At 36.8% G+C, this 22,166-nt stretch carries 16 protein-coding genes; 6 read left to right on the forward strand and 10 right to left on the reverse strand.

All coding sequences use genetic code 11. The features are described 5' to 3' along the window. The 6 genes from nusB to glyA form a co-directional block, all read right to left on the reverse strand. The coding region (gene nusB / locus ACFIO3_RS00860) for a transcription antitermination factor NusB (RefSeq protein ID WP_375704026.1) at positions 1 to 407 on the reverse strand (407 nt) is incomplete at its 3' end. A 2-nt stretch (positions 408 to 409) separates the two neighbouring features. Beyond that, complete coding sequence (locus tag ACFIO3_RS00865) at positions 410 to 865, reverse strand: 6,7-dimethyl-8-ribityllumazine synthase (RefSeq protein WP_375607111.1); 456 nt, start codon at positions 863 to 865, stop codon at positions 410 to 412. 81 nt (positions 866 to 946) lie between these two features. Then, positions 947 to 1,564, reverse strand: a complete 618-nt coding sequence (locus ACFIO3_RS00870; RefSeq protein WP_375607110.1) for a riboflavin synthase — start codon at positions 1,562 to 1,564, stop codon at positions 947 to 949. After that, positions 1,546 to 2,673 (reverse strand): bifunctional diaminohydroxyphosphoribosylaminopyrimidine deaminase/5-amino-6-(5-phosphoribosylamino)uracil reductase RibD, encoded by a 1,128-nt coding sequence (ribD, locus tag ACFIO3_RS00875; RefSeq protein ID WP_375614656.1) that lies wholly within the window; start codon positions 2,671 to 2,673, stop codon positions 1,546 to 1,548. The genes ACFIO3_RS00870 and ribD overlap by 19 nt, the downstream gene beginning before the upstream one ends. Then, complete coding sequence (gene nrdR, locus ACFIO3_RS00880; RefSeq protein ID WP_375607108.1) at positions 2,666 to 3,148, reverse strand: transcriptional regulator NrdR; 483 nt, start codon at positions 3,146 to 3,148, stop codon at positions 2,666 to 2,668. Before nrdR ends, ribD begins: the two co-directional genes overlap by 8 nt. A 13-nt stretch (positions 3,149 to 3,161) precedes the next feature. Then, on the reverse strand, positions 3,162 to 4,475 hold the full coding sequence (gene glyA, locus ACFIO3_RS00885) for a serine hydroxymethyltransferase (protein ID WP_375615268.1): 1,314 nt from the start codon (positions 4,473 to 4,475) through the stop codon (positions 3,162 to 3,164). Between the two features lie 326 nt (positions 4,476 to 4,801). On the opposite strand from glyA, the gene argC reads away from it, so the two are divergent. Then, positions 4,802 to 5,734: an N-acetyl-gamma-glutamyl-phosphate reductase gene (gene argC / locus ACFIO3_RS00890; protein WP_375608301.1), complete on the forward strand. Its 933-nt coding sequence runs from the start codon at positions 4,802 to 4,804 to the stop codon at positions 5,732 to 5,734. 20 nt (positions 5,735 to 5,754) lie between these two features. Here argC and ACFIO3_RS00895 read toward each other — a convergent pair whose 3' ends face one another. The 4 genes from ACFIO3_RS00895 to hfq form a co-directional block, all read right to left on the reverse strand. Beyond that, positions 5,755 to 6,846 (reverse strand): COX15/CtaA family protein, encoded by a 1,092-nt coding sequence (locus ACFIO3_RS00895; RefSeq protein WP_375610401.1) that lies wholly within the window; start codon positions 6,844 to 6,846, stop codon positions 5,755 to 5,757. Between the two features lie 131 nt (positions 6,847 to 6,977). Continuing rightward, positions 6,978 to 8,801 (reverse strand): hypothetical protein, encoded by a 1,824-nt coding sequence (locus ACFIO3_RS00900; RefSeq protein ID WP_375686693.1) that lies wholly within the window; start codon positions 8,799 to 8,801, stop codon positions 6,978 to 6,980. Between the two features lie 144 nt (positions 8,802 to 8,945). Then, positions 8,946 to 10,289, reverse strand: coding sequence for a GTPase HflX (gene hflX, locus ACFIO3_RS00905; RefSeq protein ID WP_375607103.1), 1,344 nt, complete (start codon positions 10,287 to 10,289; stop codon positions 8,946 to 8,948). A 54-nt stretch (positions 10,290 to 10,343) separates the two neighbouring features. Continuing rightward, positions 10,344 to 10,583, reverse strand: coding sequence for an RNA chaperone Hfq (gene hfq / locus ACFIO3_RS00910; protein WP_005773461.1), 240 nt, complete (start codon positions 10,581 to 10,583; stop codon positions 10,344 to 10,346). A 665-nt stretch (positions 10,584 to 11,248) separates the two neighbouring features. On the opposite strand from hfq, the gene ACFIO3_RS00915 reads away from it, so the two are divergent. The 5 genes from ACFIO3_RS00915 (at position 11,249) to ACFIO3_RS00935 (ending at position 22,142) form a co-directional block, all read left to right on the forward strand. Next, positions 11,249 to 15,808 carry a hypothetical protein gene (locus ACFIO3_RS00915; protein ID WP_375614659.1) on the forward strand — a complete coding sequence of 1,520 codons (4,560 nt, stop codon included), beginning with the start codon at positions 11,249 to 11,251 and terminating at the stop codon, positions 15,806 to 15,808. Between the two features lie 1,065 nt (positions 15,809 to 16,873). Continuing rightward, complete coding sequence (locus ACFIO3_RS00920) at positions 16,874 to 19,192, forward strand: NADP-dependent malic enzyme (protein WP_375608305.1); 2,319 nt, start codon at positions 16,874 to 16,876, stop codon at positions 19,190 to 19,192. Positions 19,193 to 19,380: 188 nt separating this feature from the next. Then, positions 19,381 to 19,665 carry an acyl carrier protein gene (locus tag ACFIO3_RS00925; RefSeq protein WP_005773457.1) on the forward strand — a complete coding sequence of 95 codons (285 nt, stop codon included), beginning with the start codon at positions 19,381 to 19,383 and terminating at the stop codon, positions 19,663 to 19,665. Between the two features lie 11 nt (positions 19,666 to 19,676). Beyond that, positions 19,677 to 20,852, forward strand: coding sequence for a beta-ketoacyl-ACP synthase (locus tag ACFIO3_RS00930; RefSeq protein WP_375608306.1), 1,176 nt, complete (start codon positions 19,677 to 19,679; stop codon positions 20,850 to 20,852). 15 nt (positions 20,853 to 20,867) lie between these two features. After that, on the forward strand, positions 20,868 to 22,142 hold the full coding sequence (locus ACFIO3_RS00935; RefSeq protein ID WP_375607099.1) for a beta-ketoacyl-ACP synthase: 1,275 nt from the start codon (positions 20,868 to 20,870) through the stop codon (positions 22,140 to 22,142). Positions 22,143 to 22,166: the final 24 nt, after the last annotated feature.

Raw genomic sequence — 22,166 nt, forward strand, 5'->3', positions numbered from 1 at the left:
TCAAAAAACGCCTTTGCTATATCAACATATTCATTCATAACAACTGCAATAGGGACATCTTTACGGTTGATCAACTCCCATAAACCTGCTCGTAAAATTGCGCGTAAGATAGAATCAAGACGTGAAAGAGACCACTCTGCAGAAAGCTGTTGATGAAGCAGCGGATCAAGCTGCTTTTGATCTTTTACAACACCCGTTATAATAGCCAAAAACCATTGAAAATCAGCTTCAAGATATTGGTCTCCATCAATATCTTTTCCCAAACGATAAGCCTCATACTCAGCTGCAGTTTCCATCACCCCCGAACCCACGATATCCATTTGATAGAGTGCTTGAACTGCAGCAAGTCTTGCTGCTCCACGTTTATTGGCTGAACGCGGAAAATGTCTGCTTTTTATATCAGCCATATTTAACGATTATCTCCAAATCTCTTTTTTAGAGCGATCATACATAAAGCAGCTTCAGCCGCAAAACCACCTTTATTTTTGTCATCTAGTTTTGCACGCACCCATGCTTGTTCTTCGTTTTCAACAGTCAAAATACCATTTCCAATAGCCAAGTGTTGATGAACAGTTAAATCCATCAATGCACGACAAGAACCATTAGCAACAATTTCAAAGTGATATGTTTCACCCCGAATAACACAACCAAGAGCAACATAACCATCATACGATATCTTGTTTTGTTCAGAAAAAGCTATTGCACTTGGTATTTCTAATGCTCCAGGAACCGTTACAACATCATAACTTGCTTCAGCTTTTTGCAAAGTATTCACTGCACCTCTCAAAAGCGCATCAGAAATCCCCTCATAAAAACGTGCCTCAACAATCAATACGTGAGGCTTTTTACCTATCTCTTTCATCATAATGAAATTCCACAAAAAACGAATCAAAAAAATCAAAGTTATAAAGCATAAAATTCTGAAAACGATCAATAGAGTGTTGGCTTATTCATCTTCTCTTTTTAAAGTAAAAAGTTTTGCAGCATAACGAGCAAGTTGATCAATTTCCAAATTTACCCGATCTCCAATTTTAGCTTGTCCCCACGTTGTCATTTCGAGTGTATGGCGAATAATAAGAACATCAAAAACACAATCCTCAACACCATTAACAGTCAAAGATGTCCCATTAAGTGCAATAGATCCCTTATTAACAATAAAAGGCATAAATTGTCTTGAAACTTTTAAATAAAAGCGAATTGCATCCCCTTCCTTTTTTTGATCAATGATTTCAGCCAAACCATCAATATGACCAGAAACCAAATGTCCCCCCATTTCATCACCCAATCGAAGCGAACGTTCCAAATTAACAAAAGTTCCTTTTATCCATTGTGCAAGATTCGTTAAACGTAATGTTTCTTCCCACGCTTCAACAACAAACCAATTGGAATCTTCTTGCTTTAATCCTCGCTCTACAATTGTCAGACAAATTCCCGAACAAGCAATTGATGCGCCAATTGCTAAACTTTCTATAGCATAGCGTGTGGAAATCTTTAAACGCATCCCCTGCTTTAAAGGTTGAACATCTTCAACACAACCAATATCCGTTATAATTCCTGTGAACATAATGTCTTACGTCTCCACTTATAAAAACGGTCATTTCCAAACATTCTTGTCTCAATCTCATGAAACTGCGAAAGATAATTTCCAAAATGAGGGGCTTCAATACGATTTTTGCCTAAAACAATGGGGGTATGAAAACATATCAAATAATCAACACAACCAGCATTCAAAAATTTTTCCCCCGTCTTGACGCCCCCTTCCAATAAAACACTATTAATCCCATGTTTATAAAGCATCTGTAAAAGAGCAAAGGGTTCTACACAACCATTGTTCATCTCGACCGAATAAACAGACACACCATATTGCTCCAATGCATTTTTTTTGCTTTTCTTTGAAAGATCTACATCACAAATAACCCATGTAGGGATTTTTATTGCTGTTTGGACAACTTTTGCATCAAGGGGGATAGATAAATCTGCATCCAAAATAATACGAATTGGTGAGCGCATTTCCATCCCTGGCAAGCGGCAATTGAGTTGTGGATCATCTGCGAGTATAGTTCCAATACCAACGAGGATAGCATTATTTTGAGCACGTAAAATATGCGTATGGGCATGAGAAAGTGTTCCACTAATTTTTACGCTGCCCTTCTCTTTTTTTCCAACACCATTATCTGCAGAAATTGCCATTTTAAAAGTGACCGCACAGCGTTGTATCTTTCTTATGCACCAATGCGTCCATAAGGATTCAAAAGCCTCTTCAGCTAAAATGCCCTCAACCACTTCAATACCCGCCGCTCGCAAAAGAGCAATACCATGACCATCAACACGCTTGTCACAATCAGTCAGCGCAACAACAACTCGAGAAACACCTGAATCAATAAGTGCATTCACACACGGCGAAGTTTTTCCATAATGCGCACAAGGTTCTAATGTAACATAAGCAGTAGCTCCTTGAGCCAAAGAACCTGCCATGTGTAAAGCTTGCACTTCCGCATGAGGACTCCCATGAATAGCTGTTACGCCATAGCCAACAATAAAAGCCCCTCCACCATTATCGTTTCGCACAATTAATGTACCAACTGAAGGATTCTCACCTGTAAGACCGACATGACGTTCTGCTAAACGAATAGCTGCAGCCATAAACCGTTCATCTTGCACTTTTTTATTCATCAAAACGAGATTCTGTATCCGCGATACCCTTTGACAATTCATCTATAACATCGTGAAAATCGCTTGCATTACGGAAATCTCGATACACAGAAGCAAAACGAATATAAGCAATATCATCAATTCTTTTCAATGCTTCCATCACAAGATGCCCAATTTTTTCTGAAGAAATCTCTGGTTCTCCCAAACTTTCAAGCTGGCGTACAATGCCAGAAATTGCTCGTTCAATATGATCAGGATCAATATTGCGCTTACGTACAGCCACATCAACTGATCGCATTAACTTATCACGATCGAAAGGTTCACATCGTCCACTTTTTTTAGCGACTAAAAGCTCACGCAACTGAACACGTTCAAAAGTTGTAAAGCGACCAGCACAAACAGAACAAACACGGCGGCGTCGAATCACTGCCCCCTCTTCTGCAGGACGCGAGTCTCTAACCTGTGTATCCTCATATTGACAATAAGGACAGCGCATCTCTTTTATATCCTTAACAAGCGCTGAGATAAGAGTAAAGAGGAAATTGATTCGTTATATCTTCCACCTTTTTCTTAACAGCCATTTCAACAGCATGATTATCTTCATCACTTTTTGCGTTCCGAAGACCATCAAGAACTTCTGAAATCAAATGACCAACTTGAATAAATTCTTTTTCTAAAAAACCACGCGTTGTAGCAGCAGGTGAGCCCAAACGAATTCCCGATGTTATAGATGGCGTTTCAGGGTCAAAAGGAATACCATTTTTATTGCAGGTAATATGAGCGCGTCCTAAAGCCAATTCAGCACGTTTACCTGTTAGATTTTTGGAACGTAAATCAACCAACAATAAATGATTATCTGTACCGCCAGAAACAATATTAAAACCATTATTCTGTAATGTTTTTGCTAAAGTTTTCGCATGTGTGACCACCTTGGCACTATAATTCTTGAAAGAAGGATGCAAAGCCTCCCCAAATGCAACAGCCTTTGCCGCAATCACATGCATTAAAGGCCCCCCTTGAAGACCAGGAAAAATAGCAGAATTAATTTTTTTGGATAAAGCCTCATCATTTGTCAATATCAAACCACCTCGGGGACCTCGAAGCGATTTATGTGTTGTTGTCGTTACAATATGCGCATGTGGAACAGGTGAAGGATGTACGCCACCAGCAACAAGACCAGCAATATGAGACATATCAACGAGTAAATGAGCACCGATTTCATCTGCAATTTCACGGAATCTTTCCCAATTCCAGAATCGAGAATAAGATGAGCCCCCTGCTATAATAAGTTTTGGTTTATGTTCTTTTGCAAGTCGCTCAACCTCATCCATATCAATAATCTGATCTTCTTGACGTACACCATAGGAAACAACATTAAACCATTTTCCTGACATATTAACAGGTGAACCATGCGTAAGGTGACCACCAGCATTTAAATCCAACCCCATAAATGTGTCACCAGGCTGAAGTAAAGCTAAAAAGACAGCTTGATTCATTTGGCTACCAGAATTAGGCTGTACATTTGCAAACGCAGCACCAAAAAGCTGTTTTGCCCTTTCAATGGCTAAATCTTCAACGACATCAACAAATTGACATCCGCCATAGTAGCGCTTTCTTGGATAACCTTCTGCATATTTATTGGTTAAAACAGACCCCTGTGCTTCAAGAACCGCTCTTGAAACAATATTCTCAGAAGCAATCAACTCAATTTCATGTTGTTGACGCTCAAATTCTTCCATAATTGCATCAAAGATTGCATCATCAACAGTTTGTAAATTATCATTAAAAAAGCGCTCTTGTGCGTCATTTTTTTGCTGAGTCATAAAATACGTTCCTAACATTAAAAAATAAAGTCATTAAACGATAACACAGCAAACCATGCAAACCAAACATTTTAAACTACTTACACTCAAAAATAATGATACAAATAATTATCCTGTTCCTTGTCATAGAGACAGCAAAAAACGTCTCTCATAAAAATGGTGAAAAATGAGGTTAAATTTCTTCTTTTACGCTCTTATTTGTTTACACCTTTTACAAAAAAATATTTATAATCTAAATAAATTCAATAATTTAATAATTATTATTTAAGTTGGTAATGATTTAAAATAATTTATAATATGAAAAGCTGAATATAGTAGAGAAAAGAATGGCAACCAAAGTTTTTATTGATGGTGAACATGGCACAACCGGACTACAAATACAAAAACGCTTAGAAAGGCGTACAGATTTAAAACTACTCTCTCTTTCTCATAAAGATCGCCATAATGTTCATCTACGACAAGACTATCTTAATCAAGCTGATATTGCTATTTTGTGTCTTCCAGATGATGCTGCACGCGAAACCGTTCATTGGCTTAAAAAAAATAAAAACATTAGGATTATTGATAGCTCGACAGCACACCGTGTTACACCAGACTGGGTTTACGGTTTTCCTGAAATGACAGCAGGACAAAGAAAGCGCATTCAAGCAGCACATTATGTAACCAATCCCGGATGCTATCCTACTGGTGCCATTAGTTTAATTCGCCCACTCCGTGAAGCAGGACTGCTAGACGCCGATTATCCCATCTCGATTAATGCAATCTCCGGCTATACCGGTGGTGGAAAACAGTTGATTTTACAAATGGAAAATCAATCTCAACAGAATATTAAGGAAAATTATTTTATTTATGGTCTTAATCTTGCACACAAACATGTGCCAGAAATTAAAATCTATGGACAAATCAATCAAACCCCAGTTTTTATACCAAGTGTTGGTCGTTTTCCCCAAGGAATGATTGTGAATCTTCCTCTGCATCGCCATTTATTCACAAAATCAGCAAACTGTTCTGATTTGCGCGAAATTCTCGCAAACCATTACGATGGACAAAATACCATTTTAGTTGCATCACAAGAAGAAACTGTTTCACTTGAAAGACTTAATCCAGAGTGTTTAGCCAATAAAGATGGTATGAAACTGTTCGTATTTGGCAATGATCGCGAAGGCATTTTTAATCTCAGCGCCATATTCGATAATTTAGGAAAAGGCGCATCAGCTGCAGCTATCCAGAACCTCGATTTAATGCTTTCAAGCGACTAAACCTCCCTACCCACAAACTTTTATTCAACAACGCGATATGCCCCTTTCGTTGCTCGCCAGTGCGCAACCGCAAAACATAACACAGCTAGTGCCATACTTTGATGAATGAGCCCTAAACTTATCGGAACCTCATGTAACAGTGTTAAGATACCCAAGACTGCTTGGATAATAATCATAACACAGATAAGAAATGCACGACGAGAATGGGTTGAATGTGGAGCATTTTTTTGTACATAGAAAGCATGAACAACTGAGACAATAAATAAAAAATAAGCAAAAAACCGATGAATAAATTGAACCATTAAGGAATTTTCGAATAAATTGAGCCAAACAGGACGATGCTGCAACAATCCATCAGGAATAATCTGCCCATCCATAAGCGGCCATGTATTATAGACTTTTCCTGCATGAAGCCCTGCAACCAAAGCTCCGAAATAAATCTCTATCAAAACGAGAATAACAAGCCAAGACGCAAAATATTGCACCTTTTGATTTGCTGGCTTTTCTGAGTATTCTGCAAGTCCTCGAGATAAATAAGTAACAAAAACAATAACAAAACATGCCGTTATAAGATGAAATGCCAAACGATATTGGCTCACACTTGTTAAATTACTCTGCCCAATCCCTGAAGCGACCATCCACCAACCAATAAAACCCTGAAAGGCAATAAGGACTGGTACAATGATAAGCTGGAGTAAAATATTTTTTTCAATACGTTTAGTTGCCCAAAACCAAATGAGCCCTAATAAAGCAACAAGACCAACAAGACGCCCAAGAACACGATGCGCCCATTCCCACCAAAAAATGACCTTAAAAGCACTTAAGGTCATATCACGATTAAGAAGCTTATATTGTGCTATTTGTTGATATTTTAAAAATTCCTCTTGCCATTGATCCTCACCAATCGGTGGAATAACACCGTGTATTGGCTTCCATTCCGTTATAGATAATCCTGATCCCGTCAAACGAGTAGCGCCACCCACTAAGACAATTGCCAAACAAAGCAGTAAAATAGAGTAAAGCCACACCTGTATATGTTTTCTATTTTCCTTTTGCACAGGTGTTAAAAAGTTATCGTTTAATCTCTTTACTGCCATCTCTGATTGCCCCACGCTTCTCTCCAACTAAAATGCATTTTAAAATTAACATTAAATCTTTAATTTTAGTATGTACTATAACTTCAGCAAAAAACAAGCGTACCACTATAGCATATGATACATATTTCTTTTCTCTTTTGCGAAGTTTATGATGCAACAACACGATAAACAGTCTTTGGAAAGCTGCTTACCATCCACATCATCCAATCTTGTTCATTAAGAACAGTATTACAAATATAATAGTCTGTTAGCTCTGCAAATTGTTCAAAACCATATTTTGGTTTGCTTGCCATCTCTAAAATGATAAAATCATATTCTTTTTTAAATTCTTGTAATATATGAGAAATATTATTTGAAAAATCTTGTGCAGAAACAGCACTTGTTAATCCCTGAGGAAGAATATCAACGCCCGTATCGTAATCGCGGTAAATAACATCATGCATCTGAGCATGGCCGGTTAAAACATCACTCAGTCCGCGATGTGGGCCAATGACTTTCTCTATTTGTTGACCAGAGATATCGACCAATAAAATTGTTTTGTTCTCTTTTGTGAGATGAAGTGAAAGCTTTGCCGCTGTCCGTGCAGCCTCTGGTCCAATAATTGAAATAACTGTTGAAGCATGCCATTTCAAAACATCAGATAATCCCTCTATCGTAATAAAAGCTTCAAGATTTTTTATTTCTTGAGAGACTAAAAGACTCTCATTCTTCTTGAGAGCATTTTCTTTTAATCTCACATCCTCTTCTGAAAGTTGGTCTTTTTTGCTTTTAAAGAACGGATAAAATAACATTATTCCTAGCAAAAGAGTAAGGAAGCTGGCCAATGCACCCACAAAAACATTTTTTCCATAAAGAGCCATAAAAGAAATGGGGGCTAATGTTGTTGGCATTACCACATTGATCTTTGTATTTTGTAAGAGAAGAGGGTTATCACTCAATCCCCAATATGAACCAATAACTTTTTCTCTTTGAGCAGATTTGCTCATCACTTTATTTTGTGCATCGACCGCTGCTTTTATTTTATTTTCAAACTCGTTAAATATTTCATTCAAAGATTGGGATTGATCTTTTACAAAAAAACTCACCCTTTTTTGGAGCTGTTTTTCCAACTCCGTTGCAATAATTATATCTGAATGAACTTGATAAACGATCTGTAAAATTTTATTGTTTAATTGATGAGAAACCGCTTCTAACTCCGCAGTCATTGCCTTAATTTGAGGATGTGTCCACCCCAATTGCGCCGCCATATGTGCTCTTTGCGTTTCCAAGAGATCACGTTTAGATTCCAGAGAAACAATTGCTGAATTATCTGCAATAAACGATAAAGACAGTAAAGACTGTCCATTTTCACGTATCATGTTAATCGTTGAATTCAAACTTGTTAAATGAATACGCTTTAAAGTTGCTTGCATTAATTGCATCGAAAGATCATGAAGCTCTGTTTGTTTGACACTATGCTGAATAAAAGAATCAACAGAGGACCGAAATTCCTGCACGATATTAATAATCGCAGTGTTATCATATTGTTTGTCTTCAGATTTATCATTTAACAAGAATTGTTTTTGTTTTATGATTGCTTGTGAAAATACGGAAAACCAAGTTTCCAACCCACGTTGTGCTGCTTCCTGTGTCTCAGCTTCAAAAGTAAGGTTGATAAGTTCACCATGACGCGATAAACGGATATTTTCCTGATTTTTTTTCTTATAAGAAACCCTTAAAGAAAAAGGAGAATCATTTGAAATTATAGGCTGTGAAAACAAAAAGGCGATAACATTGTCTTGCTTTTTAATTGGTAATGGCTTTCCAACAGAATCAGATAATGAAAATATTAAAGTTGCTTGGTAACCACGGGGCTGGACAAAATAATACAACCAAATCAAAGATACACATAGCATTTGTAATAGCAAAACAATCAAAATGCTTCGCCATACGGTACGTACGAATAGTCTTTTATTACATGTAAGACTCATCTTTATTTTAACCAGCAAAATACTTCTTCATATTGTTTTATTAAGAGAAAGTAGTAACTATCCTCTTAACTTGCTGTCATATTATTTTGAGATAATAAAAATATAAAATTTAAGCAAAAATGTTCAACAATAGCTTTAAAGAACTTAATTCATATTTTTTTTGAGGCTCTCTAGTTGTTTTTTTGCTTCAGAAGTAACAACCGCTCTAATGGTAATAGACCCATCATCATGCCCTTCTTGCACTATTTCCGCAGAGTTTTCATAAAACCAATCAATAAGCGACATTTCATGAGGTTGTAAAAGATATTCAATGCTTTGCACGTCTCCAAAAATTCGCTTTTCAATGGCTCTTAATAATTGATCGAGTCCATCCCCCTTAAGTGCTGATACCATGAGAGCAGGATTTAATCGCGTCTTTGCGCTTGTTTGTAAAACATTCAATGCTTGCTCATCTAACATATCAATCTTATTCCAAACTTCTATGATGTGCTCCATATCATCAATATCGATATCAAGACTTGAAAGCACTTCTAAAACATCTTGGGCATGTGCTCGATGATCAAGATCTGACATATCTCTTACATGAAGAATGAGATCCGCTTCAACCACTTCTTCAAGGGTTGCTCTAAAAGCTGCAATCAAATTCGTTGGCAAGTTAGAAATAAACCCTACAGTATCAGACAAAAGAACAGTTTTTCCATGGGGAAGAACAACTTTGCGCAAAGTCGGATCAAGCGTTGCAAATAACATATTCTTTGCTAAAACATCTGCACCGCTTAAACGGTTAAAGAGAGTTGACTTTCCTGTATTCGTATATCCTACCATTGCTACAACAGGATAAGATGTTTTTTTCCTTTTTGCTCTATGAAGTGCACGTGTTTTAATAACCGTTTGCAATTCGCGGCGAATACGAATAATTTTTTCTTGTAAAAGACGCCTATCTGCTTCAATTTGCGTTTCACCAGGTCCCCCTAGGAAGCCACGCCCCCCCCGTTGCCTTTCCAAGTGCGTCCAACTCCGCACAAGTCTCCCTTTTTGATAGGACAAACGCGCTAACTCTACTTGCAAAACTCCTTCTTTTGTTCGTGCACGATCCCCAAAAATTTCAAGAATCAAAGCTGTTCTATCGATAACTTTGCAATTCCATAATTTTTCTAAATTACGCTGCTGTACTGGCGTTAAAAAGTGATCTACAATCGCAAGCTCAATAGAATATTCATCTATATAACAGGTTAACGCATCTACTTTACCTTTTCCAAAGAGTGTCGCAGAGCGAGGCGTTGCAATATTAATCGTTTCATAATTAACAACTTCTAACCTTATAGCACGCGCTAACCCCAATGATTCTTTAACACGAGAAGATATAGAACACTCTCTCAAAGAGCTTTCACTTCTATTTTCTTGAAAAATCGGTATCAAAACAAGTGCACGCACCTGTTCTGTATTCTGCGAAAACACCCCTCCTAATCTCTCATTTTCATTTATCATAGCAATCTAAGTACTTTTAAAATGGGATAAGAGGTCTATCTTAAAATGACGTGCTTACTCAGGACTTTCACCCTCAAACATCTGTACAGGCTGTCCAGGCATAATCGTAGAAATAGCATGCTTATAAACCAATTGCGCGTGTCCATCTCGGCGCAAAAGAACACAAAAATTATCAAATGAAGTTACAATACCCGTGAGTTTAACGCCATTGACAAGAAAAATTGTAAGGGAAATTTTTTGCTTACGCACCGTATTTAAAAACACATCTTGCAGGTGTTGTGATCGCTCTGCCATTATTCTTACACCTTTATCTAGATTGCATAAAATATTCGTGCATGCATATCGACTGAAAAATATCCAATTGTCAACGTAGAAGCTTCAAAATTCAGAAACAAACAACTGAAATCAGAGAAAAAACAGCTCTTTAAGGCAATAATAAAGTACAACTTACGAAAATCTATATTAAATTAAAAATTTTTCCACGTTTACTTTTTTATGAGCTTACAATTCAAAGGCATACTTTATACATCCTAATATACATCCTAAGCTATTACAGACTATATGTGATGATGAATCTGCTTCGTTTAGAATCAATAAAAGTAAGCGGACAACAACATTTATTAACGATTATCGATATTAAAGAGAGGCATTCGCACCTTACTGTATATATAACCGCTATTAAATTATCCTTATTTCAAAGATTGCCGGCTTATAAAGCTTTTTATAAACACAAGTTGTAAACAGTGTTTTTGTTTTAGTTAGATTTAAATAATAAATTGTTTTTACTATATTTTATAATATTTTAAAACAGGATACAAGAAACTGCGTTAACTTTATCTTGATAAGTTTTTAAAATTTTTCCCTAAGCATATTCCTTTCTAAATAATTAACAGCTAGTATATAGAAATTATGTGGAAGAGGACGTATCCCTTTTCCGGCTGTAAGAGTACGAGGCGAGTATGGCACGCAGAACAAAATTGCAAACATTTGAAGTTGAAGTTGAAGAAGCCCTCACAAAAGCTATGAACTTTGATTTCGATAACACAGGATTTGAAACGATATCATCCAATAATTCTGAAAATGTTGTTAATGTCGATGATCTGATTCAAAAAATTGCAATGGCAGAAGAAGAATTTTTTGCTGAAAACGGTACATCAACTTTTGTTTCTAATATTCATGATGAAGCTGTTATTGATAAATCCGTTGTTGAACAGCTTTTTGCTCCAAAACCTTCACCTGATATTTCAGGTGGAACTGTTCATAATACATTGTTGTCTACAAAACTTCTTCCTGCAAATGATGATATAACAACCCCTGTAAATTTTGGACCATTAAAGCAGCGTTCTTCCTCTCGAGTCTACTGGTATACAACAGCGCTTAGTGCTTTATGGGCAACGGGAGGAGCTTTTATTGCGCATAAACTCGCACCTACCGGACTCAGCTCCTTATCCAATATCAGCACTTTTGTTACATCCCCAACAGGCCTCGCTGTAGCAGCCGGAACAGCAATTCCTATCCTTATATCTTGGGGCGTTGCTCAATTAACAAAACGCTCAAACGACTTGCATAATATTGCTCTTCTTATGACCAATGCTGCACAGCGCCTTAGTGAACCACAACATCTATCCGAAAAACAAGCTATTGCTATAGGGCAAACCATTCGTGAAGAAGTAGCGGCAATGAACGAAGGTATTGAGCGTACCCTCGGACGTGCTGTTGAACTTGAAGCAATCATACAAGGTGAAGTTCACAATCTAGAACAAGCCTATGCTGAGAATGAATCACGCATTCACACATTAATCAAAGAATTGAGTAATGAACGCATAGCCATTTTGAATCATGCAGATCGCGTACAATCAACAATTAAAGGAACCCAAGAACAACTGAGTGATGAATTTGGGTTGGTTACCTCTAACATTGTCACCAATGTTGAAAAGCTTGCACAAACCCTTTCTCAAACTTTACAAAAACAAGGTGAAGACCTTGTTGAAAAACTTTCCTGTGCCGGTGATGGCGTAACAAATCAACTTGTTGAAAAATTTAATAAAACAACAACACAAATTCAGCAAAAAAACACGGAATTTTTTCATGAATTAGGAAAAAACTTTGATGGCTTTGCAAAACAATTTGATCATAATGAAAAACAAATAGAAAAAACTTTTAATGAAACAGCTGAAAAAGCGGAAGCGCATGTTGCTAAAATTGCAACACATATACAAACAGTAACAGATCAAACTTTGCACGCTGTCGATGAAAAGTTTAAAGCCTTAGATAAAGCTCTTATTGATCGTAATAATCAATCTATACAGAATTTTGATGAGAAGATCTTAAAGCTCGACGACCAAGCACATAAACTCTCTTCTAAATTTGATAACGTAACCTCGCAAGCGATTGGAGCCTTTGAACAACGTTTAGCAACTGTTGATCATTCTCTTAAAAAACATAGTGATTCCATTATTGATTCCTTTATAGAACAAAGTCAGGCTTTAGAGGATAACGCTGAAAAACTTGGTAACTTCTTGGAAGCTCATGTCTTGAAAATAAATGAGAACCTCCAAGAAAAAACAGCAGACATTACCCATGTATTTACAAATGGACGTGAAGCTATTCTTTCTGCAATTGATAAAAGTAAAGAAAGTCTGAGAGAAGAAATTCAATATGTCGACAATGCCATTGTTGATATCATACAAGAACGTTCACAAGATTTTAAAGTACAACTTTCTGATCAACGAGCTCTTATGGCAGATATGCTCGATAACGAGAAGAATAAAATTGCGGATACATTAAGAAATCAAATTGATGTTTTATCCCAAAATACTTCTCATATTGAAAAAGTTTTGGCTGATAATGTTCAAGTCGTTGATAAACAAGCTGAAAATCATATTACGAACATCATTCAATGCACTGAAAAGTTACAAGATGTCATTGTACAAAGTTGTAATACAACCCAAGATGCTTTAGAAGCACAAGCGAGAAATATTGATATCCGTGCTGATGCTCTACGTGACTCTTTAGCGATTAATAGTTTTTCTCTCAATGAAGTTCTTGCCGATCAAGCACGCACACTCGAGCAACGCATGGAAACAATCCATAATCTCATTGCAAAAAGTGATATACGTGTTGATGTTGCATTGAAACAACAGATAGATTTAGTTGAGAGCGCAATTGTTGCCAACAATAAAAATATTACTGAAACGGTTCAAGATCATATCAAAAATCTTGAAAGTCAGGCCGAAACTTTAAAGAATACTCTCTCTCAATCGAGTGGTGTTTTCTTTGAAACTCTTGAGACGCGTATGGAATCATTTGATACAAATCTAGAAGTTCGTGCACACAAAATTTTTGAACGTACAACAACGCTAGAAGAAACATTATCTGAAAAAATTAGCCAAGTATGTGAAGCTATTGATGCACAAACATCTGTTATTGAGGAACGTTCTGACACTTTAAAAACATCTCTCATGCTTAATAATGAACAAAGTCAGATAATTCAACAAGCGCTGGAAAACAGTGTTGACAATATGCGTGTCACCTTAGAAGATTCTGTTAATACAGTGACAGATAACCTGCACAGTCAGATTATAAAGGCCTCTGACATTCTTTCTTCTACAAGTGAACAAATTCTTTCTTCTGTTACAAATGTTACTGCACAAGCAGAAAATATTCTTTCAGAATCAGGAAATCGCATTGTATCAAACGTTAAAAAAACAGTTTATGATACCAGTGAAAAAGTTCTGTCCGTTTTGTCTGAACAAACAGCACATACTGTCGAAGCTTTCACAACAGCCAGTCATAATGCACAAGCATTATTGAATGAAACTATTCACACATCAACAACAGCAATAGAACAAGTTCTTAATGAACGCTGTGATGTTCTTCATCACTCTATGCAAAATCTTAAAAATAATTTAGGACATCAGCTCTCTGATGTAACGAGCCGTCTGGAAGATGCAAGAAATCAAACAGCCACACAAATTTCAGAACATGTTGGAAAAATAACAGAGCTAACAAATCACTTAAATCAAGCAGCGCAAAGTACGACAGAATCAATTGATTCTTTAACACAGCATATCGGTGAACAACTCTCTCTCTCCACACAAGATGCTGAACAAAGAATTTATGCACATAATGAATCTCTAGTGAATAGCTTAACCAAAGCTAACTCTGAAACACTTCAAACAATAACGATTATGAAGGAAGAGCTTGTTAATAATGTCTCATCCATCTTAACACAGTTGAATCAATCAATTTACAATTTTCACGAAAATAGTAATGTTTTATTATCGGCTGTTCAAAATATTGATGGGCAGTTTAATGAGAGTACGAATAATTTTTTCCGCAACACGGACCAAGTAGCAGAGCGTTTGTCAGCCTCAAATCAAGCGCTCAATACTAATGTTGAAATTCTACAAGGACTTTCAAAGAATACCTTTGAACAAATTAATCATATAACGAGCAGTTTTGGTGAGCATGCAAAGACACTTTCCCAAACTATTCATGTTCTTGAACAGTCTGAAAATTCACTTAGTGCAACACTTGAAGAAAAACATAATACGCTTTCTGTATTAAGCGATGCTCTTGTTTCAAAGTCTCATGAAATTAATCAAATGATTGGGCATTATGAAAAAATCTTCAACTTAGCACTTGAACGCTCTGATAAGAATGCGCGTAACTCCACAAATTCATTCCAACAATCACTTAATAAGCTTGTTAGTGAAGCATCAACGCGTTTTTCAGAAGCAGCAGAAGATATACGTCGCTCCGCTGATGAAGTTCGTTTAGAGCTTTCAAAGATTAATAATGATATCAATGAAAATGTAAAAAAACTTCCAGAAAAAACAAAAGAAACAACGCAAACAATTCGCACAGCTTTGAATGAACAGATTACAGCGTTACAAGATTTAGTCAGTGTTATACAAAATGATCAAAAGAGCGCACAAAAACAGCTAATATCAGCATTTCCTACATCATCAATGTTTAATCAAAAAAGTGACAGTTCCACTGAGTCTGTTAAAAAGATTGTGCCACCTAAGCCTATTTTGCAACAAGATCAAAGCAAAAAAAGACCAAATAAATGGGTATCAAATCTCTTAGAAAGAGCTTCACGTGAAGAAACATTTTATGATGCTCCCCCTAGTGAGGCTGTTTTAACATCAGTGCAAACAAAACCATCTCCTGCAAACTGCTCTCTTAATTCATTAGCTGCTGGTATAGTGCAAGCGATTAATCACAATGCCATTGTTGAGCTATGGGATCATTATCAACGTGGACAAAAAAACATCGTAACAGAACGCCTTTATACCTTAAATGGACAAAAAATATTTGAAATGATTAAGAAAAAATATATGAGCGATTTTGGGTTTAAACGTTCAGTGAATCAATATGTTACAGATTTCGAAAAGCTCTTACGTGATATATCGCGCAGTTCTGGCTCTTCCAACTCAGTTCGCAAGTACTTGATATCAGATACCGGAAAAGTTTATACTATGCTTGCTCATGCAAGTGGTCGAATCCAATAACAAATAAGAAAGTGGAAAAAGATATTTTTTCCACTTTCTCTCTCTAGTCGTTTTAATGGTTCATCATAGAATGCTTTTCTTTCAACTGTAGCTTTGTACTTCAAAGGTTGGGATAATTGGCATGCGGTTTTCTTTGATATCCTAAGCAATAATCCTAAAGAAGCGTAATGGCTTATCAAACAACATATCATTCTAAGAATGATAAAGCATGTTTTCTATTTCCTTATTTTTTTCTTAACTCCTTTATTTTTCATATTTTCATAAAAACACAAAGATTTAATAAAATTATTTTATTTGCTAGCCTTTAATATTTTTTCATGCGTTATTATTAAAATGGCTCATAAGAGAGATTTCTATTCCTTTCTTACATGTTTTTATCCACATATTAAGCGCACTTGAAATATCTAAGTAAATATTTTTATTACATTAGGTGAATTTGAAATGAATGTATCTTATTGTACTCAACTTTCCCATTCAATATACGAGATGATTCATTATAAATTATAAAGCAAAGCGTTAATGGAATGGACTTTATGTATAGAGTGCGCAATTACAGCTGTTTTAGTGACATATTCATTGCTTAAAATAACATATTTGTCATTCTCAATGTTCCAAACTCCTTTTAAATAGCTGAATAAACAATTTATAACTGTCAAATTGTTGTTTAATTTTTTTCTACCTCCGTATAAAACTTTAAATAAAATATATATTTTATAAAAAACGAATGAAATGAATAAGAAAATTTCTTCTGTTCTTTCCTTATTTTCTAAGCATTGCAAAAAAAATAATGACTTGGTAATATAGTCGTTAGAAAATATTTTATTCTTTTGTAAACTAATCAATTTTTATGCATTTTATTAAGGAAAGAAAAACAAACGTGCGACTAACCATGAAATTATTCATGCGCACAAACAAAAAGAATTACCAAACTGGTTTTATGATCCAGAAGAATTTGCTCATGCTCACGCATTTTGATATTCAGAGAAATGAGGATCTATTAGTGGACAAAACCTTAACGTAGATAGAACACTCATATAAATACACACTAACTTGGATATCATAAAAATGTCTAGAGAACGAAATAGTGATTTAAGGTCACCAAAAGCTGAACTTGACAGTGCCGCGCTTTTTTATCACCAATACCCTAAACCTGGAAAATTGGAAATACAAGCAACAAAACCTCTTGATAATCAACGTGATTTAGCTCTTGCTTATTCTCCAGGTGTTGCAGCACCATGTCTTGCAATTCATGAAGATCCTAATCTTGCTGCTCTATATACCTCCCGTTCTAATTTAGTTGCCGTTATATCAAATGGAACTGCTGTTCTTGGTTTAGGAAATATTGGCCCACTTGCTTCAAAACCAGTTATGGAAGGCAAAGCTGTTTTATTCAAAAAATTTGCGAATATTGATGTTTTTGATATTGAAATTGATGCATCCAATGTAGAACAAATGGTACAAACGGTATCGACCTTAGAACCTACATTTGGTGGTATTAACCTTGAAGACATTAAGGCCCCTGAATGTTTTGAAATCGAAGAAAAGCTGCGTGCTAAGATGAATATTCCAGTTTTTCATGATGACCAACATGGAACTGCCATTATTGTTTCTGCTGCTGTATTAAATGCCTTAAATCTTTCAGGAAAAAAAATTGAAAATGCAAAAATAGTTACCTCAGGTGCAGGTGCTGCTGCCCTCGCTTGCCTTAATCTTTTGGTTCGTCTTGGGGCAAAAGTTGAAAATATTTGGCTTAGTGACTTGGAAGGCGTTGTTTATGAAGGTCGCAAGACCCTTATGGATCGTTGGAAAGTTAATTACGCACAAAAAACTGACGCACGAACTCTATCTGATATTATTGATAATGCAGATATTTTTCTAGGTTTATCTGCGGGTGGTGTTTTAAAGCCTGAACATCTTAAAAGAATGGCTCCAAACCCATTAATTTTAGCGCTGGCTAATCCAGTACCAGAAATTATGCCTGAAGAAGCACAGTCTATACGACCAGATGCAATGATCTGCACAGGACGCTCTGATTATCCCAATCAAGTTAATAATGTACTTTGTTTTCCCTATATCTTCCGTGGTGCATTAGACGTAGGTGCTACGGCAATTAATGAAGAAATGAAAATGGCCGCTGTTCATGCGATTGCTGCTCTTGCACGTGAAGAAACTTCAGATGTTGTAGCACGTGCATACTCAAAAGAACCTCCCAGTTTTGGTCCAGACTATTTGATTCCCTCTCCTTTTGATCCACGTTTAATACTGCGTATTGCTCCCGCTGTTGCTAAAGCAGCAATGGCAACAGGTGTCGCCATTCGTCCCATTGAAGATATGGAAGCCTACTATGATATCCTCAATCGATTTGTCTTTCTTTCTGGTTTAACGATGAAACCTGTTTTTGCAGCAGCAAAAACAGCAAAACGTAAACGCGTCATTTATGCGAATGGTGAAGATGAACGCGTCCTTCGAGCAGCACAAGTTGTCATTGAAGAACAAACAGCAACACCGCTCCTTATCGGCCGTCCACATGTCGTAGAAGCTAGATTAAAACGCTTTGGTTTAAGAATTCGTCCTGGTATAGATTTTGAATTAACAAACCCTGAAGATGACCCACGTTTTCGTGATTATGTTAATTTATTTTTTCATTATACAGGAAGACGTGGCGTTACGCCTGAAATGGCAAAAACAATAGTAAGAACATCAACAACGGCTATTGCTGCCCTCGCCGTTATGCGAGAAGAAGCAGATGCAATGATTTGTGGCTTAGAGGGACGTTTTGAACGTCAACTTGAATTGATTGAACAAATTATCGGACTTGATCCTAATGTTCACCGTTTTTCTGCTATGAGTTTACTTATCTCTCAACAGCGTACTCTTTTTCTCACAGATACTTACGTCAATGAAAATCCTTCTGCAGAAGAAATCGCTGAAATGACTGTATTGGCCGCTAAAGAAGTTGAAGCATTTGGAATAACACCAAAAGCAGCCTTATTATCACACTCAAACTTTGGTTCTAAAAACACAGAAAGTGCGCGTAAAATGCGACGTGCAACAGAAATTCTTGCCCAATTACACCCTGATTTAGAAGCAGATGGTGAAATGCACGGTGATGCTGCCCTTTCTAAAGTTTTTCGTGATCGTGTTTTTCCTGATTCTCGTCTTAAAAGTGAAGCCAATCTGCTTATTTTTCCAACACTTGATTCAGCCAATATCACGCTCAACACTGTTAGAAGCCTTACAAATGCACTTCATGTTGGTCCTATCTTGATCGGGGCAGCACGTCCCGCGCATATCTTAACACCTTCGGTAACTTCACGGGGAGTTGTTAATATAACAGCCCTTGCCGTCCTTGCGGCAAATAGAAAAAATAGTCTCGTAAAATAAATGTGCAATAAAATTTCAAAGTTTTTTAAATATTGAGGTATAGTACTTCATATACTGTAAACCTCTTTTCTCTATAGAAAAGACAGCTATATTCTGGATTAATTCTTTTTTTTAAAGAGAAAAAAGGCTAGAAGAATAGTATTAAATATATTTTGAATTTACTAACTCTATAATAAGGAATCCGTACATTGCCTTCCACGTTTGATAAAGTTGCTGATATTATTGCAGAAATCAGTGAAATTGATCGCAATACAATTACGCCTGAAAGTCATACAATTGACGATTTGGGAATCGATAGTCTTGATTTTCTTGATATTGTTTTCGCTATTGATAAAGCTTTCGGAATAAAGGTTCCACTAGAACAATGGACGCAAGAAGTCAATGAAGGCACAGTTGCAACGGAAGAGTACTTTGTTCTTAAAAATCTTTGTGCAAAAATTGATGATCTCGTTGCCTTAAAACAGGCGGAGTAATTTTTTTCACCATGCATGATCAATCTGTATTCATCACTGGTATCGGCCTCATAAGCTCTCTGGGAGAAGGAACTGATCAACATTGGAATCTCTTAAATGATCAAGCCCGTACACCAAATCTAGATTGTACAACTTTTTCGCCCTACACGGTTCATAAAGCGCCCGAAATTGATTGGGGTTCACAGATTCCTAAAAAAAGCGATCAACGACAAATGGGAACATGGCAGCGTCTTGGTACCTATGCGGCTGGTCTTGCTCTTGATGATGCCGGCATGAAAAATAATGAACAACTCACTTCAACAATGGATATGATCGTAGCGGCAAGTGGAGGAGAGCGTGATATTACTGTTGATACACAAATTCTTTCTAAAGCGCGCACAATCGCCGATCATGCTTCTATGTTAAATGTTGCTCTTTCAACCGAACTTCGTCCAACATTATTTTTAGCACAACTTTCAAACCTTCTGGCAGGAAACATTTCAATCGTTCATAAAGTCACTGGATCTTCTCGTACATTTATGGGAGAAGAAGGCAGTGGGCTTTCTGCACTTCAAATTGCTGTAGCCCGTATTAAATCAGGACAAAGCACCCATGCTCTTGTAGGAAGTTCTTATAATGCACAAAGTTATGATATGTTGTTGGCGCATGAACTTGGTGGTCTTTTAACCCATAATGGATGGAGCCCAGTGTGGAATCGTGAAATTCACCCCGGCGGCGGTATTATAACCGGTTCTGGTGGTATCTTTCTAGTTCTTGAAAGTGGAGAGCATGCGAAAAAACGTAACGCGCGTGCTTATGCTGAAATTAGTCAAATTGTTACAGACCAAACAGATAGAACCAAAACTTCACTGAGAGAGTCAATTGCAACAATGTTGAAAACTGTGGGCGCTAAATCTGCCTTAGTCATTTCAGCAGCCTCAGGTGCTCACGAAGCAACAAAAGCAGAACAATATGCTCTTGACGATGCTGATCTATCTTATCGCGGTATTACAACATTATTTGGTTATATGCGGGAAGCACAATTTCCTCTAGCGCTTGCTCTGGCAGCACTTGCAATTGAAAAAAAACACTGTTTTCCAGCATTAAGTCCTCATGAAAAACCTTTTCCTAAAGAAGTGCGTGAAATATTTATTACAACTATTGGTATAAAAAGAGCTGAAGGTATCGTGCGTCTTACAGCTGTTTGAAGGGGAATTTCTATCGTGAAATATCATGATCATTTTGGACGTCCACTTGTAGCAATAACTGGTGTAGGCGTTGTCACATCACTAGGACGAGGAAAACATGAAAATTGGCAAAAATTAACAAGCGGTGTAAGCGGAATCCACAAAATAACACGTTTTCCCATTGAGGGATTAAACACATATATTGCTGGAACGATTGATTTCCTCAAAGAAAGTACGTTTGGTGCTTCAGCTCTTTCTGAAAAGCTTGCACATCTTGCTGCTGAAGAAGCGTTAGAACAAGCAGCTGTTGATAAAACAAATTTTAATGGACCACTTTTTCTAGCTGCTCCTCCTGTTGAACTTGAATGGAAAGCACGTTTTAGTCTTGATCAAGAGGAAAAATTCAATAATGAGCCTTCTTATGCAGATCTTCTTAAAGTCTGTAAGCATAAACTCCATGAGGCACTTTTTGAAACCACACAATTTGGTGCAATTGCAGAAAAACTTCAAAAAACATTTGGCACAAAAGGACTTCCTGTTACACTTTCCACTGCCTGTGCATCTGGTGCAACAGCAATTCAATTAGGTGTTGAGTCTATTAGACGGAGAGAGACAAATAGAGCGCTCATAATTGCGACAGATGGATCAGTTTCAGCAGAATCTCTTATTCGTTTTTCGTTACTATCTGCTCTTTCAACTCAAAATGAGCCTCCAGAAAAAGCAGCAAAGCCCTTTAGCCGTGATAGAGATGGTTTTGTTATGGCAGAAGGATCAGGCGCTCTTGTTCTTGAATCTCTTCAAAGCGCATTAAACCGTAATGCTACAGTTTTAGGAATTTTAGCTGGCTGTGGAGAAACCGCCGATGACTTTCACCGTACACGTTCAAAACCCGATGCATCACCAGCAATTGAATCCGTTCGTAAAGCCTTAGACGATGCACAAATAACCATCAATGAAATTGACTATATTAATGCCCACGGAACTTCAACACCTGAAAATGAAAAAATGGAATATCTTGCATTATCAACTGTCTTTAGTGATCTGTTAGAGCATATTCCAGTCTCTTCTAATAAATCAATGATTGGGCATACATTAACTGCTGCTGGTGCAATAGAAGCCGTTTTTTCTCTTTTAACCATTCAATCAGGGGTACTTCCACCGACAATAAATTACGATAATCCTGACCCTTCCATCCCTTTAGATGTTGTTCCTCATCATAGCCGTAAAGCCTGTGTTAATGCGGTTTTGTCAAACTCTTTTGGATTTGGTGGTCAAAATATGAGTCTTGTTATCACAGCCTATAAAGGATAATCCTTTATATAATAAAAATTTTGT

This window comes from Bartonella sp. AD328YNZD (assembly GCF_042196425.1).